Source organism: Mariniflexile aquimaris (assembly GCF_042676825.1).
In the GTDB taxonomy this organism is placed as follows: Bacteria; Bacteroidota; Bacteroidia; order Flavobacteriales; family Flavobacteriaceae; genus Mariniflexile; species Mariniflexile aquimaris.
Map to the genome: position 1 here is coordinate 351,207 of NZ_JBHTIB010000012.1, position 15,438 is coordinate 366,644.

17 protein-coding genes are annotated in these 15,438 nt (G+C 31.7%); 11 read left to right on the forward strand and 6 right to left on the reverse strand.

What is annotated here, in order from left to right:
- Nucleotides 1-64: 64 nt before the first annotated feature.
- The 4 genes from ACFQ0I_RS09510 to ACFQ0I_RS09525 form a co-directional block, all read right to left on the reverse strand.
- Nucleotides 65-571 (reverse strand): nicotinate-nucleotide adenylyltransferase, encoded by a 507-nt coding sequence (locus ACFQ0I_RS09510; protein ID WP_379941623.1) that lies wholly within the window; start codon nucleotides 569-571, stop codon nucleotides 65-67.
- 166 nt (nucleotides 572-737) lie between these two features.
- Entirely contained in the window at nucleotides 738-1,235 is a 498-nt protein-coding gene (locus ACFQ0I_RS09515) for a nicotinate-nucleotide adenylyltransferase (RefSeq protein WP_379941625.1), read from the reverse strand.
- A 524-nt stretch (nucleotides 1,236-1,759) separates the two neighbouring features.
- Complete coding sequence (locus ACFQ0I_RS09520) at nucleotides 1,760-2,293, reverse strand: hypothetical protein (protein ID WP_379941627.1); 534 nt, start codon at nucleotides 2,291-2,293, stop codon at nucleotides 1,760-1,762.
- 181 nt (nucleotides 2,294-2,474) lie between these two features.
- Nucleotides 2,475-3,188 carry a Crp/Fnr family transcriptional regulator gene (locus ACFQ0I_RS09525; RefSeq protein ID WP_379941629.1) on the reverse strand — a complete coding sequence of 238 codons (714 nt, stop codon included), beginning with the start codon at nucleotides 3,186-3,188 and terminating at the stop codon, nucleotides 2,475-2,477.
- A gap of 161 nt (nucleotides 3,189-3,349) precedes the next feature.
- On the opposite strand from ACFQ0I_RS09525, the gene ACFQ0I_RS09530 reads away from it, so the two are divergent.
- Both ACFQ0I_RS09530 and ACFQ0I_RS09535 read left to right on the forward strand, forming a co-directional pair.
- Nucleotides 3,350-4,300, forward strand: coding sequence for an NAD(P)H-dependent flavin oxidoreductase (locus ACFQ0I_RS09530; RefSeq protein ID WP_379941631.1), 951 nt, complete (start codon nucleotides 3,350-3,352; stop codon nucleotides 4,298-4,300).
- 50 nt (nucleotides 4,301-4,350) lie between these two features.
- The gene (locus ACFQ0I_RS09535; protein WP_379941633.1) at nucleotides 4,351-4,800 is read left to right on the forward strand and encodes an SRPBCC family protein; all 450 of its coding nucleotides are present in this window, start codon (nucleotides 4,351-4,353) and stop codon (nucleotides 4,798-4,800) included.
- Here ACFQ0I_RS09535 and ACFQ0I_RS09540 read toward each other — a convergent pair.
- On the reverse strand, nucleotides 4,787-5,359 hold the full coding sequence (locus ACFQ0I_RS09540) for a GNAT family N-acetyltransferase (protein ID WP_379941635.1): 573 nt from the start codon (nucleotides 5,357-5,359) through the stop codon (nucleotides 4,787-4,789). The two genes, ACFQ0I_RS09535 and ACFQ0I_RS09540, sit on opposite strands and share 14 nt — an antisense overlap.
- Nucleotides 5,360-5,460: 101 nt before the next feature.
- On the opposite strand from ACFQ0I_RS09540, the gene ACFQ0I_RS09545 reads away from it, so the two are divergent.
- The 5 genes from ACFQ0I_RS09545 to ACFQ0I_RS09565 all read left to right on the forward strand — a co-directional run bounded on the left by ACFQ0I_RS09545 (nucleotide 5,461) and on the right by ACFQ0I_RS09565 (nucleotide 10,407).
- A complete protein-coding gene (locus ACFQ0I_RS09545) occupies nucleotides 5,461-5,886 on the forward strand; it encodes a PaaI family thioesterase (protein WP_379941637.1) in 426 nt (141 codons plus the stop codon).
- A gap of 9 nt (nucleotides 5,887-5,895) precedes the next feature.
- A complete protein-coding gene (locus ACFQ0I_RS09550) occupies nucleotides 5,896-7,005 on the forward strand; it encodes a chorismate-binding protein (protein WP_379941639.1) in 1,110 nt (369 codons plus the stop codon).
- A gap of 49 nt (nucleotides 7,006-7,054) precedes the next feature.
- Nucleotides 7,055-8,815 carry a 2-succinyl-5-enolpyruvyl-6-hydroxy-3-cyclohexene-1-carboxylic-acid synthase gene (menD, locus tag ACFQ0I_RS09555; protein ID WP_379941641.1) on the forward strand — a complete coding sequence of 587 codons (1,761 nt, stop codon included), beginning with the start codon at nucleotides 7,055-7,057 and terminating at the stop codon, nucleotides 8,813-8,815.
- Between the two features lie 96 nt (nucleotides 8,816-8,911).
- Entirely contained in the window at nucleotides 8,912-9,253 is a 342-nt protein-coding gene (locus ACFQ0I_RS09560) for a DUF2853 family protein (RefSeq protein WP_379941643.1), read from the forward strand.
- A 323-nt stretch (nucleotides 9,254-9,576) separates the two neighbouring features.
- Nucleotides 9,577-10,407 carry a CvfB family protein gene (locus ACFQ0I_RS09565; protein ID WP_379941645.1) on the forward strand — a complete coding sequence of 277 codons (831 nt, stop codon included), beginning with the start codon at nucleotides 9,577-9,579 and terminating at the stop codon, nucleotides 10,405-10,407.
- Here the strand turns inward: ACFQ0I_RS09565 and ACFQ0I_RS09570 are convergent.
- Nucleotides 10,399-10,827: a hypothetical protein gene (locus ACFQ0I_RS09570; RefSeq protein ID WP_379941648.1), complete on the reverse strand. Its 429-nt coding sequence runs from the start codon at nucleotides 10,825-10,827 to the stop codon at nucleotides 10,399-10,401. The genes ACFQ0I_RS09565 and ACFQ0I_RS09570 overlap by 9 nt on opposite strands.
- Nucleotides 10,828-11,142: 315 nt before the next feature.
- Between ACFQ0I_RS09570 and mnmE the strand changes: the two genes are divergently transcribed.
- The 4 genes from mnmE (at nucleotide 11,143) to ACFQ0I_RS09590 (ending at nucleotide 15,430) form a co-directional block, all read left to right on the forward strand.
- Entirely contained in the window at nucleotides 11,143-12,540 is a 1,398-nt protein-coding gene (mnmE, locus tag ACFQ0I_RS09575) for a tRNA uridine-5-carboxymethylaminomethyl(34) synthesis GTPase MnmE (RefSeq protein ID WP_379941649.1), read from the forward strand.
- Between the two features lie 254 nt (nucleotides 12,541-12,794).
- Nucleotides 12,795-13,385 carry a helix-turn-helix domain-containing protein gene (locus tag ACFQ0I_RS09580; protein WP_379941650.1) on the forward strand — a complete coding sequence of 197 codons (591 nt, stop codon included), beginning with the start codon at nucleotides 12,795-12,797 and terminating at the stop codon, nucleotides 13,383-13,385.
- Between the two features lies 1 nt (nucleotide 13,386).
- Nucleotides 13,387-14,526 (forward strand): tyrosine-type recombinase/integrase, encoded by a 1,140-nt coding sequence (locus ACFQ0I_RS09585; RefSeq protein ID WP_379941651.1) that lies wholly within the window; start codon nucleotides 13,387-13,389, stop codon nucleotides 14,524-14,526.
- A complete protein-coding gene (locus ACFQ0I_RS09590; protein WP_379941653.1) occupies nucleotides 14,513-15,430 on the forward strand; it encodes a hypothetical protein in 918 nt (305 codons plus the stop codon). The genes ACFQ0I_RS09585 and ACFQ0I_RS09590 overlap by 14 nt, the downstream gene beginning before the upstream one ends.
- The last annotated feature ends 8 nt before the right edge of the window (nucleotides 15,431-15,438 follow it).

A 15,438-nucleotide genomic window follows, 5' to 3' on the forward strand; every position in this document is an offset into this window, starting at 1 on the left:
AAAAACGCAACCAATTTGGTTGCGTTTTTTGTTAATCTATAAACGATGTAAGACTTATAATGGTTTATAGAAAATTACCTCCTTCGTCTATTTTTACTCGAACAACTTTATCCTGATTTTGGATTTTTACCTTGTATTGTTTTTTAGTCGACGCATTATCGGTATGATAAGTAACAAGATATACATCTTTTTCTAAAGTCCAATTAGGAAATCTTTGAGTAATGGCATTTCTAACAGACATTGGTAATTTTATGTTTTTAAATTTTTCTACAGTTCTTATAACTTTACCATTTTTATCGTAAGCGGCAAGTATTTTGCCTTCAGGAATATAAAATGACACGTAATAAGTATCGTAGTCATCTTCATAAAGTTCAGAGCTTTTTAAATCGTACATCGCGACTTTTTCTTGAAGCATCTTAACATTTATGTCGGTATCGGCATTATCAACAGCATTAAGATATTTGTAGTTAACTGCTGTAATTACAACTTCTGGAAGTTGTTGTTCTGGTATCTGAGAATACATTAGGAAAGTCAGACTAAATATCATCAGACTTAAAATTAGTTTTTTCATGATATAATATTTTTAGAATTAATATCCTTAATTTATAATTTTACTTAGTATTCTACAATGATATATATCAGAACGTTAGGAGTATTGTGTGCTGTTTTTATAAACAATTTGAGCCAAAAAAAAACGCAACCTATTGGGCTGCGTTTTTTCGCTATTAACTAAATTACTAAATAAAATCTCCAGAATGATTAGTTTTAATATTTAAAACTTTATTATCATTCATTATTTTTATTTTGTAAACTTTTTTAGTAACACCTTTATCATGCTGATAACTAACATAATAAGTGTCTTCTAATATGGTCCAATTAGGATAGCTTTTAGAGATGGCTTGTAATACTTCTAAAGGCAATCTTACGTTTTTATATTTTTCGGTAGTTCTAATAATTTTTCCCTCAGTGTTATAGTCTGCTATAACTTTTCCGTCTGAGTTGTAAAATGACATGCTATAGGCAATTTCTCCAAGGTTGTCTTTTTCTATATTTTGAGCCTTGTAATCTTTAACTACAGCTTGCATTCTTTGTACAGGTAATGCTTCCATTCCCGTATTGGTTGCTTCAATATAATTGTAATTAGCAACAACCTCAACTTCTTTTAATTCGATAGATTGAGAATTCATTTGGGCGGTAAATCCAAAAATTACGAGACCAAAAATTAGTTTTTTCATGACAAAATTTATAAAATTATTTACGAAATTAGAATTTAAGGCTTGTTAAAAACATGATAAATATCATTAAATCAACGCCTTAACTTATTTCAAAATACTATGCACGCATAACATATTGATTATCAGGTGTTATGCATGCATAATAAATTTTATTTTTTTTAAAATATTTTTAAAAAATAATGAGTTTATAAGATTTTTTATGTTTTGTAAGTAAATAAATCATGTATTGGAGCCTGTTTTATTCCAAATATGATTGTAATAAATGCAGTTTTTTATACTTATAGGATATGACTCCTAATTTTAAATTGAAGTATGTTGGGTGATTTTATTTGGGAAGTAATGTTGGATATAAAATTGTTGAATGAATGGGAAATAGACATTGATCTTTATTGATTAAGTCTGAAATTTATAGGTTGAATAGAATAATATGGCATTTTAGTGAAGCTTGAATAAAAAAACCACAAATTTTACTTTTTTTAAATAGCAAAATTTGTGGTTTTAATAAGGGAAAATATGTGATTATGTTATAGTACATTGCCCGTTGGATCTACTTTTAAATTTACTTTATTGTTGTCTTTAATAAGTTGTAATTTATAGTATTTTTTAACATCTTTTCCTAAATAGTATTTAACTAAATATGTGTCCGAGCGAAATTCCCAACCTGGATATTCCATCATTATTTGTTTAACAAGGTTTTTTGGTAGAATCACATCTTTGAATCTTTCATAAGATTTTATAATTTCCCCTTCATCATTATATGTAGCAATAATTCTTGCATTTGGTTGTTCAAAAATTACTTCGAAAGAATCAAAATCTTCTTCGTTAAATTTAGGATGTTCGGTAACGTCATATCTCGCCGCTTCAGCTTCTAAATTTCTAATTTGTGCAGGCGTATTAACATCAAGTACATTGTTCATGTAGGTTGAATTACTTGATAGGATGGTTACTTCCGCTAAATATTCACCCGCCAAATATTCACCATGAACATATTGATTACTTTGTGCAACAACTAGGTTGGTTATTCCTAAAAACATTAAACCAATGACTAATTTTTTCATTTTTTCTGATTTTTAGTTAATAATTTTTTATAAATCTGATGAAGGATCAAGTCATCAATAAAAATTGTACAATTACTATTTTACGGGAGAATACTCAAAGGTAGCGGATGTTATCAGTGTAGAATGTTACCTAGGTGTGGATTTGTGTTAAAAATTTCTTAAAATATTAATTTTCAGAAGTCTAAATCCATGATTTAATGATTTTTATCAACTGGTCAATATCACATATTTCAATATTTTTTCTCTCTATTTTTATAACACCACTTAATTTTAATGTACGAATATGTCTGTTTAACACTGCACGTGTTGTGCCTATTAAATTGGCTAATTCGTCATGCGGTAAATTATTAATGACTTCTAGTTTATTTGTTAGTTTGTTGTGATATTTTAATAAAAGTTTAGCGAATCTAGTTGGCGTGTCGTCTATTATAATTTCTTTAACATAATTTTCTAGATGGTTCATTTTATCTAAGGTAAATGCTAAAAGAGATTTAACAAAAATCGGGTTCCGATTTAGCCAATAGGTCATTTTATCTATAGGGATACTTAGTACTTCGGCATAATTTAAAGATTCGTAGTACAGATTATGGGTAAGACCGTTCATCAGAGTTAAAACATCAAACATATCGTTTGCTCGCAGTATGTAAAGGGTAAAATACCTATCCGTTTCAATATTATAATTGTACACTTTTATTTTTCCTCGTAAAATAATATGGAATTTGTGCAGATTTTTATCACCAAAATGATAGGTCTTTTTAGGCCATTTCTCAACATTTCCTATTTCAAGAAGATTACTAATTGCATTATCAGGTATGTTATTAAATAAACTACTCTGCTTTAATTTTAAGTAATTCGGATTGTCAAGATTCATCATATTCCCCCATTTAGATTTCATGCCATAGCAACCTATTTAGGTTAAATCACTTTTTTTTTTGGCAATTTTGAGAGTACTGTGAGAGACCTTAACTATTAAATAATCTTAGGGAATAGGAGAGAAGAACTTAAATATACAAAAAAAATTAAAGGGAAAAGATTTATATTTGATAAAATATTAATATGAAAACTACCAAATTAACAACGATTTTACAGATTAAGTATCCAATAATTCAAGCGCCTATGTTTTTGGTATCCAACACGGCCATGGTTAGCGAAGCTATGAAAAGTGGTATCGCTGGATGTATTCCTGCGCTTAATTATAGAACTTTAGAAGCCTTGAGAGAAGCTGCAAAAGAGCTAAAAGCAGCTAAAGTGGAAGGCGGATCGTTTGGTTTTAATTTGATTGTTAATAAATCGAATATTAAATATAAAGATCAATTACAAGTGCTTTGCGAAGAAGGTTGCGATTTTATCATAACCTCACTAGGAAGTCCAGAAGAAACCATCAATCAAGCGCATAAGGTAGGAATCAAAGTGTTTTGTGATGTCGTCGATTTAAAGTTTGCACAAAAAGTGGAAACACTAGGAGCAGATGCAGTGATTGCTGTAAATAACGAGGCTGGAGGGCATAGAGGTAATTTATCGCCAGAAATTCTTATCAAAGAATTGGTTGCCAATTGTAACATACCAATTATTTCGGCAGGCGGTGTAGGCTGTAAGGCAGATATCGATAAAATGCTAAGCTATGGTGCAGAAGGCGTTTCGGTGGGAAGTCCGTTTATAGCTTCGGTGGAAGCCAATATTACAGACGAATATAAACAGGCCTGTATTGATTACGGTGCTGAAGATATTGTTATGACCGAAAGAATATCTGGAACACCATGTACCGTTATAAACACACCTTATGTTCAGAAAATAGGAACAAAACAAACATGGATTGAATCTGTTTTAAATAAGAACAAAAAACTCAAAAAATGGGTGAAAATGATTCGGTTTTCTATTGGAATGAATGCTACAAAAAATGCCGCAACTAAAGCTACGTATAAAACTGTTTGGGTTGCAGGACCAAGCATTGAGCATACAAAAGCGATACTGCCAACAAAGGAAATTATTGCTAGACTTGTTAATTAAGTTAAGTTAATAAGGTTAATATATTCTTAGAAAATCAGTTGTTTTAAAATATGAAAACTACCGAACCACCAGTTATTGCAGAACAACTTTTTAGCGCCTCGAAAGAAGCGGTTTGGAGCGCTATTACAGAGCATCAACAAATGACGGAGTGGTATTTCGATAATTTACCAGATTTTAAAGCAGAAGTTGGATTTACCACGCAGTTTAACGTAAAAGCACCAAGCAGGGATTTTTTGCACATATGGCGCGTTACCGAAGTGCTTCCGATGAAAAAAATAGCTTATAACTGGACATTTAAAGATTGCGAGGGTAGTGGAGAGACTATTTTTGAACTGTTCGAACAAGGATCGAAAACTTTATTACGACTTACCAATGTTGTTATTGAAGATTTTGATGACACCATTCCAGAGTTTAAACGCGAGAGTTGTAAGGCTGGATGGAATTATTTTATTAACGAGCGATTAGTAGCATATTTAAGTCAGGAAACTAGTAATCTTTAAATACAGTATTTTTTAGTTCGGGCCATTCTTCTACTAGAATGCCATAGCAGCAAGTGTTTCGTTTAAAACCATCAAGCATCAAAGTGTCTTTTCGTAAGATGCCTTCTAGTTTTGCGCCTAATTTTTCAACCGCTTTTCTGGATTTTATGTTGCGTTCATCTATTCTAAATTCCACTTTTTCAAAATTCAAGTTTTCAAAAGCATATTGTAACATTAAAAATTTCATGTTTTTGTTCAGACCTGTTCCTTGAAATTCGGTTCCAATCCAGGTCCACCCAATATGTAAAACCTTATTGTGCCAATTTATTAATCCAAAACGTGTACAACCAGCATAGGTGTTTGATAACTTATCGAATATTATAAATGGTATGGCAGTTTTTTGGTAATAACTGTTTACCGCATGTTGAACATAATCTTTTAAATCTTCAGGCGTATCAATTTTACTTGGCGAAAATTGAACCAAGTTGGGTTGTTGTGCGATTGCTGTGAGATGCCAATAATTGCTTAAATCCAGCAATGTAAGTTTAACGCGGTTGTTTTGTAATATTGGTGCTTGCATAATTTAAAGTAACATTCTACGAAATTGAACTTTATTTTTTATATCTATTAGTACTGCATTTTGTATTTTTACACATTAGAGTTTAAAAATAAAATATTCTTATGCAATTAACCAAAGAAACTGTTATAGCAAAGGCAAATGCGGCATGTAAAGATACGTTGATGGAAACATTAAATATCGAAATTGTTGATTATGGTCATGATTTTCTAGTAGCGAGAATGCCTGTAAATTCTAAAGTGTATCAACCAGATGGTATTTTACATGGCGGAGCAACTGTTGCTTTAGCAGAAAGTGTAGGGAGTTTTGCTTCGCATGTGTTTATTGATACCGAAAAATTTTTTGTACGTGGTATAGAAATCACAGCAAATCATTTAAAAAGTGTTAAAGATGGTTATGTTTATGCCAGAGCCACATTTTTACATAAAGGTAAAACCACGCAATTATTAGATATTAAAGTGACCGATGATGCTAATAACCTCATTTCGGTATGTAAACTCACCACCATCTCATTACCAAAAAAACAATAGTTAGCAAATTTGGAAGATTTTTTTAATAGTATTGAAGCGCAATACAACGCTCAATTGCCCTTTGTTGTTTATAGAAAACCAAGAGAATTTAAGGTTAATGCGCTGTTGCAGTCCAAAAACGATTTACATTTTGTACAAGATTTTACCGAAACCGGATTTGTTTTTGCTCCGTTTGATGCTTCAGAGAAAACGGTTTTGTTTCCGTTAGATCATTCTAAAAGCATATCGACTGATTATGCTGTGCCTCAAATAGAACGCGAGATTCAAACATCGAAAAGCATCACTTCAGAAGCCAAACAACGTCATATAAATTTAGTTAATAATGGTGTTAATGCCATAAACAACCAAGTGTTTCAAAAAGTAGTTTTGTCGCGGCAAGAATTGGTGGAGCTTAAAGATTACAATATTGTTTCAATTTTTAAAAATCTGCTAAATAACTATGCGTCGGCGTTTGTATATTGCTGGTATCATCCAAACGTTGGTTTATGGCTAGGAGCAACTCCCGAAACGCTTATGAAAATAGACGGCAATACTTTTTCTATTATGGCGTTGGCAGGTACGCAAGTGTATCATGGCACACTAAGCGTTAGTTGGGGAGAAAAGGAACAATTGGAGCAAAAAATTGTAACCGATTTTATTGTTGAAAGTCTAAATCCATTTGTTAGTTCGGTAAAATTATCTGAAATTGAAACGGTAAAAGCTGGAAATTTATTACATTTAAAAACTATGATTTCTGCGCAGTTAAAACCAAGCGCGAAATTACATGAATTAATTCATGCTTTGCATCCAACACCCGCGGTGTGTGGATACCCAAAAATTGAAGCGAAAGCATTTATTTTACAAAACGAAAATTATAACCGGGAGTTTTATACGGGTTTTTTAGGAGAACTGAATGTTACAACAACGGTTTCACCAAGAAGCAGTAAACGAAATATAGAAAATAGAGCCTATTCAGTTTCTAAAAAAAGCACGCAATTATATGTTAATTTGCGTTGTATGCAGTTAAAAGATTCTAACGCCATTATTTACATTGGTGGTGGCATTACTGCAGATTCGAATCCGGAATTTGAATGGGAAGAAACCGTATCAAAATCACTCGTAATTAAAAAAGTTTTGTAATTACAAATTATAAAACCTATTTAGTACATTTACATATTATTTTATTCATATGATTTATCCAAAAATACCGCTTGCTCAAACAGTTATAGAGCTTTTTAAAGCCAAAGGCATAAAGCATATAGTTATTTCTCCAGGTAGTAGAAATGCCCCGTTAACCTTAGGCTTTACTAATAACCCTTATTTTAAGTGTTACAGTATAGTAGACGAGCGATGCGCAGCCTTTTTTGCCTTAGGTATCGCGCAGCAAATACAAGAACCTACTGCGGTGGTGTGTACTTCTGGTAGCGCCTTATTAAATTATTATCCTGCGGTGGCAGAAGCTTTTTATAGCGACATTCCGCTTGTTGTTGTGTCTGCAGACCGACCAAAACATTTAATTGGTATTGGCGACGGACAAACTATAAACCAAAAAAATATTTTTGAGAACCATATTCTGTACTCTGTAAATCTTAAACTCGATTTAAAAGACGAAAAAAACATTCCAGCAAACGAAGATTTGCCAATGTTTAAAAATTTAGAAGATAAATTTGAACGCTTTTTAGGATTACAAAAAGATATACAAACACATAATGAAGAAGAAATTAATGAAGCATTAAATTTTGCTTTGTTAAAAAAAGGACCGGTACACATTAATATTCCGTTTGATGAACCGCTATATGTAACTGTTGATAAGTTAAAGGTTACACCTAAGGCAACGAGTCCGGTAGTAAAAAATAAACCGCTTGAAGATTATTTACTGAATACTTGCTTAGAAGATTGGAATTCTGCTTCTAAAAAAATGATTTTGGTGGGCGTTAATCAACCAAATCAAATTGATAAGAAATGGTTAAATGAATTAGCTCAAGATGACAGTGTTGTGGTGTTTACCGAAAGCACATCCAATTTAAATCACGATAGCTTTTTCCCATCGATAGATCAAATTATTACGCCTTTAACCGAAGAAGAAAAAAAAGCATTACAGCCTGAAATTCTGTTAACATTTGGTGGCTTGGTAGTATCTAAAAAAATTAAAGTGTTTTTAAGAAAATACCAACCTAAATACCATTGGCATATTGATGAAAAAATGGCGAATGACACGTATTTCTGTTTGAGTAATCATTTAGAAATCGCACCTAACGAGTTTTTTAAAGCATTTTTGCCTAAAATAACGCATTATGTAAAAAGTAATTACAATCCAACTTGGAAAGCTGTTAAAAATCACCGTTTAAGAAAACATGCCGAATATTTAAAAACGATACCGTTTTGCGATTTAAAAGCTTTTGATATTATATTAAAAAATATCCCGAATAATCATAATCTGCAAATTGGTAATAGTTCGGCAATTCGTTACACACAATTATTCAATATAAACAAAACGCACAAAGTATTTTGTAATAGAGGTACCAGCGGTATAGATGGAAGCACCTCTACAGCTATAGGATGCGCGGTGGTTAACGATAAGCCTACAACCTTAATTACGGGCGATCTTAGTTTTTTATACGATAGTAACGCGCTATGGAATAATTACATACCTAAAAGTTTTAGAATTATCGTGATAAATAATCAAGGTGGTGGCATCTTTAGAATTCTTCCAGGACATAAAAACACCAAAAACTTTGAAACTTATTTTGAAGCCACACACCATTACGACGCAAGACACTTGTGTAGAATGTACGATTTCACATATAAAAGTGTTGCTAAAGACAAAGGGCTTGAATATGCATTAAAAGATTTCTTTGTAGAAGATGATAAACCAAAACTTTTAGAAATATTTACGCCGAAAGATTTAAACGACGAAATACTTCTAAATTATTTTGAATTTATAAAATAATGTGACCTTTTTCATATAATGTGTCTAATTATTAGTTATCTTTAAGACAGTAATGGATTAAAGTATTTTATAAACACATTAAAACAATAAATTATTATGAGTAAACGTGATGAACTAATTGCAAAATATGCTGCAGATTTAAAAGAAAAATGTGGTGTAACAGCAGACATGGATTTATTAACCAAAGTAACAATTGGTTGTGGACCATCAATTTATAATGCAGATGCTGCAACAGTTTCTGGCTCTGACGAATCTGAACTTGCAACGGTTAAAAATAACTTCTTAATTAAAAAATTAGGTTTAAAAGACAGCGCCGATTTAGATAAAGGAATTGAAGCTGTAATTGAGCAATATGGTAAATCTAATAGAAATAAATACAGAGCAGTTGTTTATTATTTATTAACTAAACATTTTAAAAAAGAATCTTTTTATAAATAAAAACTGATTTTAAAAATTAAAAAGCGTTGCAATTTTAAATTGTAACGCTTTTTTTTTGGTATTTTTTTTAAAGGAAAAAATACTTTATTGATAAGATTTATAATGGATTAGCTAGTATTTTAGCAAATTGGTTGCGTTAGGGATTGCCCCGAAGTGTCGGGAGAAAAGCCCACAGCGACCCTAGTCCCGATAGCTATCGGGACTAGGGAGCGAGGACTTGTAACCCTTCGACTGCGCTCAGGATAAACTACAAGCCTACCAAAGGGTAGCACCCAAACAGATTTATTTAAAGAAACTATGATGAATATTATTACCTTTGCAGCATGATAAAAATTGGGCAAGTAAATACATTAGAAATTCTACGTGAAACAGATCACGGCGCTTATTTGGTAGATGAAGATGGTAATGAGGTATTATTACCTAACAGATATGTACCGGAGTCTTTTAAAATTTGGGACAAGCTAGACGTTTTTGTGTATTTAGATAACGAGGAACGCCCCGTGGCTACTACCGATATGCCTTATATTATGGTTGGTGAGTTTGCGTTATTGCGCTGCAATGCTGTTACCGAATTTGGTGCGTTTTTAGATTGGGGTCTGGTTAAAGAACTATTTTGTCCATTTAAAGAACAGGCATTTAAAATGAAACCGAAAGGCTGGTATTTAGTGTACTGCTATTTAGATGAAAAAACGGGTAGGTTGGCCGCATCGAGTAAAACCAATAGTTTTTTAGACAATAAAGTATTAACGGTAAGTGAATTTGATGAAGTTGATTTGATAGTATCGCATCCTTCGGACATTGGAATGAATGTTATTGTAAATAAAACCCATATGGGCTTAATTTATAAGGACAGTATTTTTACAGATTTAAGTGTGGGCGATAAATTAAAAGGAATCGTTAAAAAAATACGACCTGGAAATAAATTAGATATTGCACTTGGGCAAATTGGTTATAGAAATATTGAACCTAATGCGGAGCGTATTCTGCACGAACTGCATGATAATAGTGGCTATTTAAACTTAACCGACAAATCGAATCCGGAGGAGATTAAAGAAGTGCTTCAAATGAGTAAAAAGAACTTTAAAAAGGCTGTTGGTTCTTTATACAAACAAAAACAAATAGAGATTAAACAAGACGGGATTTATTTAGTTTAAAGGAATTATAATTGTTTCTTTAACCCTGCTGTTCACCGAACTAATGGCTTCATAAATATTATCGTAATTAATTTTTGTAGCATTGCAGAACATATTTTCTATTTCTGCATTCATTTTACTGGCCGAGTTATGGCCAACTACCGCGTAGGCACATAAGTTTTTTGCTTGATACAAAATAAGTTTGGCATCTAATAATTTAACAGAGTAGGAGTTTATTCTATTTGCAATAACTCCGTATGGCTTTGAAGGACCAAAAAAGGCATTTAGTTCTTCTATAATTTCTGAAGCGTTATTAATATCAATGTGTACACCTTCGTTAAATTCTATAATAGCTATATGCTCAAAAAAATAGATGATTCCTAAATTTATTTTTGAAGTTTTTAAAATATGATTTACAAATTCAGAATCAAGTATTGTCATTAGCCTTTAAGATTATTTATTAATTAAGTTAACAGGATTAAATCGTAATGTTTTACCTCCTTTAAGTTGTTTTACTTTCTTATGGGACACATCATTATGCTGAAAGTCACTTACTTGTGTTGTTTTAATTTTTTGAAATAGTTAGGAAGTACTATCTGTACATATAGGTTGTTTTATTGCATTTATTGCTTTCGGATATTTAAAACTAAGACCTTCAAATTTTGATCAAAATTGAAATTGAATCAAAAATTCTATATTAAGTTTTAAACAATATTTAATAATGAAATACCCCCGACAATTTTATATTTTTGCGTTATGATACATCAAGAAACTATTGTAGCCTTGGCAACACCATCTGGAGCAGGTGCTATTGCGGTTATCCGTTTGTCTGGAAAAGATGCCATAGCGATTGCCGATAGTTGTTTTCAATCTATAAAAAAGAATAAAACACTAACTTCTCAAAAAACGCATACCATCCATTTGGGGCATATTATTGATGGTTCTAAAACAATCGATGAAGTTTTAGTATCGGTGTTTAAAAATCCAAATTCTTACACGGGTGAAGATGTGGTTGAAGTATCGTGCCATGGTTCCAATTATATCCAACAAGAAATTATACAATTATTTCTTCGTAAGGGATGTCGAATGGCAACGGCAGGAGAGTTTACCTTGCGTGCCTTTTTAAATGGAAAGTTGGATTTAAGTCAAGCCGAAGCAGTTGCCGATTTAATCTCCAGCGATAACGAAGCGTCGCATCAAATTGCGATGCAGCAAATGCGTGGTGGATTTTCATCTGAAATCGCCAAACTTCGCGAAGAACTTTTAAATTTTGCATCGCTAATAGAACTTGAATTAGACTTTGCAGAAGAAGATGTGGAATTTGCCGATAGAACGCAATTTAAGGATTTAGTTGAACGTATTTCTTTGGTTTTAAAACGTTTAATTGATTCGTTTGCGGTTGGTAATGTTATTAAAAATGGCATACCTGTTGCTATTGTGGGTGAACCTAATGTGGGGAAATCTACCCTTTTAAATGCACTTTTAAATGAAGAACGTGCCATTGTATCCCACATTGCCGGAACGACGCGTGATACTATTGAAGACGAAATTTCTATTGGAGGCATCGGGTTCCGATTTATAGATACCGCTGGTATTCGTGAAACTAAAGACCATGTTGAAAGTATTGGGATTAAAAAGACCTTCGAAAAAATAGACCAAGCACAAGTGGTGGTTTTTCTTGCCGATAGTACCAATTTTAAAGATGAATCGTTTGTTCACACATTTAAAATAGAAATTGAAAAAATTAAAAATAAATATCCTTTAAAACCTTTGTTAATTGTTGCCAATAAGGTGGATAAATTGGACGACAAGCAAATAGCCTTTCTACAATCCGATATTCCTAATATACATTTGTTATCGGCAAAAAATGGCATAGGTGTAGAGGCTTTAAAAGATAAACTCTTAAGTTTTGTAAATACAGGTGCATTAAGAAATAATGATACAATTGTAACTAATTCAAGACATTACGATTCTTTATTGAAAGCTTTAGAAGAAATAGATAAAGTAAAGCACGGTTTAGAAACTGGTTTGTCGGGCGATTTATTAGCCATCGATATCCGTCAGGCCCTTTACCATTTTGGCGAGATTACCGGCGAAATAACCAGCGACGATTTATTAGGGAATATTTTTGCAAATTTCTGTATCGGAAAGTAGATACACAAAACATAACAAACCAAAACAAAGAAAACCCTTATTAAATAAGGGTTTTTTGTTTTTCATACTTTTTGTTATTAATCATTTTTTAGCCTTTTTCTTATAAATTTTGTACCTCATTTGTACCTCAGTTTTATTTTTTTTCTATTTTTGTTTTATAAATGTCGTATGTCGTGTTTTTTGACCCATATAGAACCACGTAGACCCGTGTAGCCCTCTGTAAAACCGTAAAAATAGGGGTGAGCTGCTGACGTATGTTAGTGAATAAACGTTGTACATATTGTGGAAAGCAATTTCAAGCTCAAACTACCAAAACAAGGTATTGCAGCCACGCGTGTAATCAGAAGCATTATAAGCAGATTGCTAAAAAAGAAAGGTTACAAGAAACAGGTCAGGTTAAAGAAGTAGATAAGATTGCTTTTGTAGACAAGATAGAAATTGTAAAAGCCAGGGAATATTTGAGTATTGAAGATTGTGCAATATTGCTTAATGTGAGCAGATCGTCAATCAAGCGGATCATAGAAAATGGTGAATTACTATGTTTTAATGTGCTAAGCAGGGTTTTAATTGCACGCAGGGATATTGAAACCTATTGTAGAAATGAATTGAAAAAACCAAAGTTTAAAGAGAAAAAAGAAAAGCCAATTTCAAAAAAAGCTAAACATTTTAATAAGGACAATTATTATTATATGGGTGAAATTTTAAATTATTATGATGTGTCTTTAAAATCAGTGGAACGTCATATAAAAACACATAATATAGAAAAGGTTAAAAAAGGAAGGTTTTCTTATGTTTTAAAATCGGATATAAAAAAACTGTTTGGATCACCATTAAAAAAACAATAACATGGCAAATGTAACTTTACGGAATAAAAAGGTTTCAAATGGTAAAATGAGTTTATATCTTGACTATTACCCAGCAATTATTAATCCTAGTACTGGTAAAGAAACAAGGCGAGAGTTTTTAAAACTTCAAATTCATGAACACCCAAAAGATGAGCTTGAAAAGGCACATAATAAAGAAACCATTGAGTTTGCAGAATTGATTCGAGCAAAACGCTTGATTCAAATTCGCGACAAAGAATATGGCTTTAAGGAGAATACCAATTTCAGCGTTAATTTTATTGCTTTTTATGATTCGGTTGTAGAGGAATATATGAATAAAGGTAGCCATAATAATTATCTAAGCTGGAAGGCCTCTTTAAAGTATTTTATTGCTTTTGCAGGAAAAAATTTAAATACACACCAGCTGAGTTTACTTCACATTAAAAAATACAGATCGTTTTTATTAGAGACTAAAAATTTAAGAACTAATAAAGGTCGGTTAAGTACTAATACGGCTTCTTCGTATTATAAAAAATTTATATATGTGTTAAAAGAAGCATACAAGCAAAATTTCACCCTATCTAATTTAGCATTGCATGCAGAATACATAAAGGAAGAAGAAACCCATAGAGAATATTTAACTGAGGAAGAATTGCGTGTTTTATGGAAAACCAAAATTAAGGATGAGAAAATAAAGCACATGGCTTTTTTTTCCGCCCTAACAGGTCTTCGATTTGTTGATGTGAAAAATCTAACATGGGAAAAAATATATAAAGATACCCACCAAGGTTATTATATTCAATTACGCGAACAAAAAACAGGAAATATTAATAATCACCCAATCTCTGATTCGGCCTATAATATTCTCAAAAAACAAACAACAAGCTCTGGAGTTGTGTTTTCCGGTATAAAATATTCACAAATTAGTAGACCATTAAAAAAATGGATAGAAGACTCTGGTATTAATAAAAAGATTTCATTTCATAATTTCAGGCATAGCTATGCAACATTACAATTAGCTAACGGAACCGATATTTATACGGTGTCAAAATTATTAGGTCATAAAAACCTCTCTACTACTCAAATCTATACCAAAGTTATGGATAAAAATAAAATTGAAGCTGCTAACCGAATAAACCTTGATCTAGATGGATTATCTTAAAATTTACAATCATTTTTACAATAAAACAGTTTACAACACCAAATGCCTTATTCTTAATTATTATAAAAATTCAAAAAATAAAAAACGACCAGTTACGATTGTAAATAACACGGTTCTAAAAAAATTATATGACTATAGAACTGAAAAGTATTCAAATAAATTATTAAAAGAGTTTAGTGCGCCATTTGATGTGTTTCAAAACAGGCACATGTACTACGAGGGGAGTGAACAGGATAGAATTAAATGGGTTTTAGAAGAGGAAGTATTACATGCATTCGGGAGTAAAAATAAGTCTGACTATTTTAGTTTTATTGCGGATTTAGCAGTGGAGCAGACACTTGCTGAAATTAGTCGACATTTCAGGAATTATTATAGTTATTATGAGTTGGTTTATGATTTGGAACGCTACGATTATTTGTGTTTAAAAGATTTTGAAGGTGGATCATTTGAAAATTCAATAGAGTATAATGACATGGTGAATGTAAAATATCCCGATCGTGACAAAAATAGCGCTACGCCAGAGTTTGTTGGTTTTGGTACTATTAGTGACGATGATATTTTTCATGAGGAACTTCTAGAAATTAGCACATTAAAAAGTAATTTAGAAAGTTTTGAAGACGATGAAAAATTACTGCTACTTCACATTATGTATAAGCATAGGGAAGAACTAAAAATACCTGAATTTCTTAGATTACACATCATAACAAATGGAGTATTTGATCATTATATTTTTAGGAATAAAGATTATAATAACAAAGCATTTTATAAAAAAGTAGAGGCAGGAATTAATTATGCAAAAACTTTTAATCTTGATTTTGTTGTTAAACTAAAGAATAAATTATCAAGTTTTAATCTAATAGTTACAAAAAGTATTCTTAAAAGTTTAGAGCATTCTTTGAGGTAGTAATTTGT

Excerpts from the sequence above, each read along its gene's own strand:
- ACFQ0I_RS09510 (WP_379941623.1), bottom strand. The coding sequence starts at position 571 with ATGAAAAAACTAATTTTAAGTCTGATGATATTTAGTCTGACTTTCCTA.
- ACFQ0I_RS09515 (WP_379941625.1), bottom strand. The coding sequence starts at position 1,235 with ATGAAAAAACTAATTTTTGGTCTCGTAATTTTTGGATTTACCGCCCAA.
- ACFQ0I_RS09520 (WP_379941627.1), bottom strand. The coding sequence starts at position 2,293 with ATGAAAAAATTAGTCATTGGTTTAATGTTTTTAGGAATAACCAACCTA.
- ACFQ0I_RS09525 (WP_379941629.1), bottom strand. The coding sequence starts at position 3,188 with ATGAAATCTAAATGGGGGAATATGATGAATCTTGACAATCCGAATTAC.
- ACFQ0I_RS09530 (WP_379941631.1), top strand. The coding sequence starts at position 3,350 with ATGAAAACTACCAAATTAACAACGATTTTACAGATTAAGTATCCAATA.
- ACFQ0I_RS09535 (WP_379941633.1), top strand. The coding sequence starts at position 4,351 with ATGAAAACTACCGAACCACCAGTTATTGCAGAACAACTTTTTAGCGCC.
- ACFQ0I_RS09540 (WP_379941635.1), bottom strand. The coding sequence starts at position 5,359 with ATGCAAGCACCAATATTACAAAACAACCGCGTTAAACTTACATTGCTG.
- ACFQ0I_RS09545 (WP_379941637.1), top strand. The coding sequence starts at position 5,461 with ATGCAATTAACCAAAGAAACTGTTATAGCAAAGGCAAATGCGGCATGT.
- menD (WP_379941641.1), top strand. The coding sequence starts at position 7,055 with ATGATTTATCCAAAAATACCGCTTGCTCAAACAGTTATAGAGCTTTTT.
- ACFQ0I_RS09560 (WP_379941643.1), top strand. The coding sequence starts at position 8,912 with ATGAGTAAACGTGATGAACTAATTGCAAAATATGCTGCAGATTTAAAA.
- ACFQ0I_RS09565 (WP_379941645.1), top strand. The coding sequence starts at position 9,577 with ATGATAAAAATTGGGCAAGTAAATACATTAGAAATTCTACGTGAAACA.
- ACFQ0I_RS09570 (WP_379941648.1), bottom strand. The coding sequence starts at position 10,827 with ATGACAATACTTGATTCTGAATTTGTAAATCATATTTTAAAAACTTCA.
- mnmE (WP_379941649.1), top strand. The coding sequence starts at position 11,143 with ATGATACATCAAGAAACTATTGTAGCCTTGGCAACACCATCTGGAGCA.
- ACFQ0I_RS09580 (WP_379941650.1), top strand. The coding sequence starts at position 12,795 with ATGTTAGTGAATAAACGTTGTACATATTGTGGAAAGCAATTTCAAGCT.
- ACFQ0I_RS09585 (WP_379941651.1), top strand. The coding sequence starts at position 13,387 with ATGGCAAATGTAACTTTACGGAATAAAAAGGTTTCAAATGGTAAAATG.
- ACFQ0I_RS09590 (WP_379941653.1), top strand. The coding sequence starts at position 14,513 with ATGGATTATCTTAAAATTTACAATCATTTTTACAATAAAACAGTTTAC.